The following is a 3,574-nucleotide window of genomic DNA, read 5'->3' as shown; positions in this document are numbered from 1 at the left end:
AGAATGTTTTTGCCTGCACGCAGGGCGTCCAGTGCTTCTTCAATGGTTGCAAAATCAGCCATTTTTATATCCTCCTGTCAGAGAAACCCGTGTGCCGAGAGAAAATCGGCAGTCAGTCCGCCGGACGGCTTGTCCTCTTCCAACGCGGGCTTCATTAGCTTTTCAATATATTTTCCGACAATATCGCATTCCAAATTCACAATATAGCCGGGCTTGCGGGTCAGCAGTGTGGTTTCCTGTCCGGTGTGCGGGATGATGGAAACTTTGAAACAGCTGTCATCCACATAAGCAACAGTCAAGCTGATGCCGTCAATGGTAATCGAACCTTTTTCTACAATATAATGCAGAATGTTCGATGGGGCAGCGATTGTCACCCAGACAGCGTTTCCTTCCGGAGATAAATCCGTGATGGTTCCGGTTCCGTCCACGTGTCCGGCAACGATGTGTCCGCCAAAGCGGCCGTCTGCTGCCATCGCGCGCTCCAAATTGACGCGGGATTTTGGCTTGAGTGCGCCGAGATTGGTGCGGCGCATGGTCTCCGGCATGACATCGCCTTCAAATCCATCTCCGGTGAGACGGACAACGGTCAGACAAACGCCGTTGACAGCGATGGAATCACCGAGCTTTGTGCCGCCCAGCACTGTGCTGGCGCGGACGCCGAGAACCGTACTGGTTGCTGACTGCCGCAGACCGGTGATTTCACCGACTTCTTCGACAATTCCGGTAAACATAGCTTCAGTCCTTTCGGATGCGGCCTTCGATGAGAATATCTTCGTCCAGCCGTGTAATGGTAAGATCGGAGAGCTTGAGCGCGTCTGCCATCTTGGCGATGCCAGGGCCGCCGACAGGGCCATGGGCACTCGCGCCGCCGATCAGCTTCGGGGCGATATACGCCTGTACTTTGTGCACCAATCCGAGCCGCAGGGCTTCGCCGTTGAGCGTGCCGCCGCCTTCCAGCAGCACGCTGTCAACCTGCTGCTCGCCGAGATACTGCATCACGGCGTGAAGATCTACACGGCTGCCATCAGCATTCGGCAGGGAAATGACGCGGACACCGGCTTGTTCTAAGGCGGTTACGCGATCAGGCTGTGCGTGAGCACAGAAAATCCAAGTCGGAATATCTTTGGCGGTACGAACGAGCTGGCTGTCTAGCGGTGTCCGCAGCTGGCTGTCGCAGATCAGGCGAACCGGATCAACGCCGGATTCGATGCGGCAATTGAGCATCGGATCATCTGCGAGAACGGTTCCGATGCCGACCATAATACCGCTCAGACGCTTGCGGGTCTCCTGTACATGTAGGCGTGCTTTTTCACCGGTCACCCATTTGGAATCTCCGGTGTACGCGGCAATGCGGCCGTCCAACGTCATCGCGTATTTCATCACGACAAACGGCGTCTTGGTCGTAATATAATGGAAGAACACTTCGTTGATGGCGTGGCATTCTTCCTCTAACACACCGGACACACAAGAAATACCGGCGTTGCGCAGAATGCTCAGTCCCTTGCCTGCAACGAGCGGGTTTGGATCTAAACAGCCGACAACAACACGGGCAATTTTGTGTTCCAGAATGGCGTCCGTGCACGGTGGCGTGCGTCCCCAATGACAGCATGGCTCCAGCGTGACATAAATAGTCGCGCCGGTGCAGTCCTCGGTGCAGTTTTTGAAGGCGTTGCGCTCTGCATGTAAGCCGCCGATGTGTTCGTGCCAGCCCTCACCAATGATGCGGTCATCCTTGACAATGACGGCGCCGACCATCGGGTTCGGGGAGACATGTCCGGCACCGCGCTTTGCCAGCTCTAGGGCGTGGCGCATATAGTGCAGATCGCGCTGCGTGATTTCAGACATTTTTATCAACTCCAAAACAAAAAGCCCCGTTTGACTGCATCAAACAGGGCGTACAAAACAAAAAGAGCCTGTTTACACGTGTGTGTGAAACAGGGCAAAACAAACAGGAGACATTGTAACATGTCTCGATTGTATCTTCTTCCATCCAGACTGTGACTGTCGGCTCCGGACTCAAACCGGATCGGCCGCGGAATCGCTTCCAGCGGGTCGCGGGCTGTACCGCCGGTAGGGAATTACACCCTGCCCCGAAGAACAATGTTATTTTCTTGACAAGTACAAGTATACTACATGCATGGACAAATTGCAATAGGTTTTCTCTATGTTACAAAAAACTTTAGCCGAGGCAAACTGTGGAAAGCATGTCAAAAATTTCTCTCTTTTCCCGTCGCCCGCAGCCATAGCTTGCGCAGCAAATCCACGGGAATGACTGTGAGAGCAAGACCGCCTGCGACACATAATTCATACAGCGGAAGCGGTGTCGTGCGGAACAGTGCCCCGCCGTAATAAATGAGTCCGAGCTGCACGACAGAGACAGCGGTCATAATGCCGAGAAACAGCGGATCGCGCCAGATGTGTGCCAGAATATTGAGCCGGTGAGTGCGCGCATTATATGCATTGAAAATTCCGCAAAAGATAAACAGCGCAAAGAATGCTGTCAAAAAACGAAGGGGATCTGCAGCGTAGCCGAAGAATCGCCGAAATGGCGCGGCGCGCAAAAATACAATACATAATAAGATCGTATAGCTGCCGGTAAACAGCAGCTGGCTTTTCATATATTGATTGAGCACCGGCTCTTCTCGGCGTTTGGGCGGCTCCTGCATATATTCTTGCAGCGGCGGCTCGCCGGAAAATGCCAGCCCTGCCAGCGTATCCATAATCAGATTGATCCACAGCATTTGCATGACCGTGACCGGCGTGTCAATGCCGATGAGCGGTCCGGCAATCGAGACACCGACAGCACAAAGATTCATCGTCAGCTGAAAGACCAAAAACTTGCGAATGCTTTTGAAAATCGTCCGTCCATATAACACGGCGTGTGCAATCGAGGCGGGATTGTCATCGGTAATGACAATATCTCCAGCCTCCTTGGCGACAGCGGTGCCGCTGCCCATCGCAAAGCCGATGTCCGCGAGCTTGAGTGCGGGCGCATCGTTGACACCATCTCCGGTCATGCCTGCGACGAGACCGGCTGCCTGTGCGGCCTGAATCAGGCGCACTTTGTCTGCTGGCAGTGCCCGTGCGACGACGGCGAGCCGAGGAAGCTGCTGCATCAGCTCTTGCTTTGACCAGTTGTGCAGTTGTCTGCTGTCTATCACGAGCGGATGGGCATCAGAGACAATGCCACAGCGTTTGGCAATGGCGCGAGCGGTATCAGGATGATCGCCGGTCAACATGATGGTACGGATGCCTGCTTGAGACAGCTGATGAATCGCCTGCGGTGTCTCGCGGCGCAGCGGATCGCGCAGGACGAGCAAGGCGGTCAAAATCATGCCGTGCGGCAGCTGGGTATCCGATACGGTTTGGTCGGTCACAGCCATGGCGAGCAGCCGTCCGCCGGATGCGGATTGTTCGCGCATGATTTGAGATAACCTGTGCGAAGGATATGCATGTACCGTTCCGTCCGGTGCGAGATATTGGGTACAGCGGGGAAGAAGCAGTTCCGGCGCACCGCGCACCAGCGTTCGCATTTGTGTGGTCAGACGGACTGCGGCATATTTTCGGTTGGAGT

3 protein-coding genes and 1 riboswitch are annotated in these 3,574 nt (G+C 54.7%); all 3 genes read right to left on the bottom strand.

All coding sequences use genetic code 11. From position 1 onward, the window contains the following. Positions 1 to 77 precede the first annotated feature (77 nt). Positions 78 to 731, bottom strand: coding sequence for a riboflavin synthase (locus ACR0P9_RS09200; RefSeq protein WP_432619439.1), 654 nt, complete (start codon positions 729 to 731; stop codon positions 78 to 80). Between the two features lie 4 nt (positions 732 to 735). Further along, the gene (ribD, locus tag ACR0P9_RS09195; protein WP_432619437.1) at positions 736 to 1,845 is read right to left on the bottom strand and encodes a bifunctional diaminohydroxyphosphoribosylaminopyrimidine deaminase/5-amino-6-(5-phosphoribosylamino)uracil reductase RibD; all 1,110 of its coding nucleotides are present in this window, start codon (positions 1,843 to 1,845) and stop codon (positions 736 to 738) included. Between the two features lie 129 nt (positions 1,846 to 1,974). Next, positions 1,975 to 2,102: riboswitch (FMN riboswitch) on the bottom strand. A 105-nt stretch (positions 2,103 to 2,207) separates the two neighbouring features. Further along, positions 2,208 to 3,574, bottom strand: a 1,367-nt coding sequence (locus ACR0P9_RS09190) for an HAD-IC family P-type ATPase (RefSeq protein ID WP_432619435.1), incomplete at its 5' end; no start/stop codon positions are given.

The organism is Butyricicoccus sp. (assembly GCF_050872565.1).
Lineage (GTDB): Bacteria > Bacillota > Clostridia > Oscillospirales > Butyricicoccaceae > Butyricicoccus_A.
The sequence above is the reverse complement of the archived record's forward strand: the minus strand, read 5'-3'. Positions and strand labels throughout refer to the sequence as shown.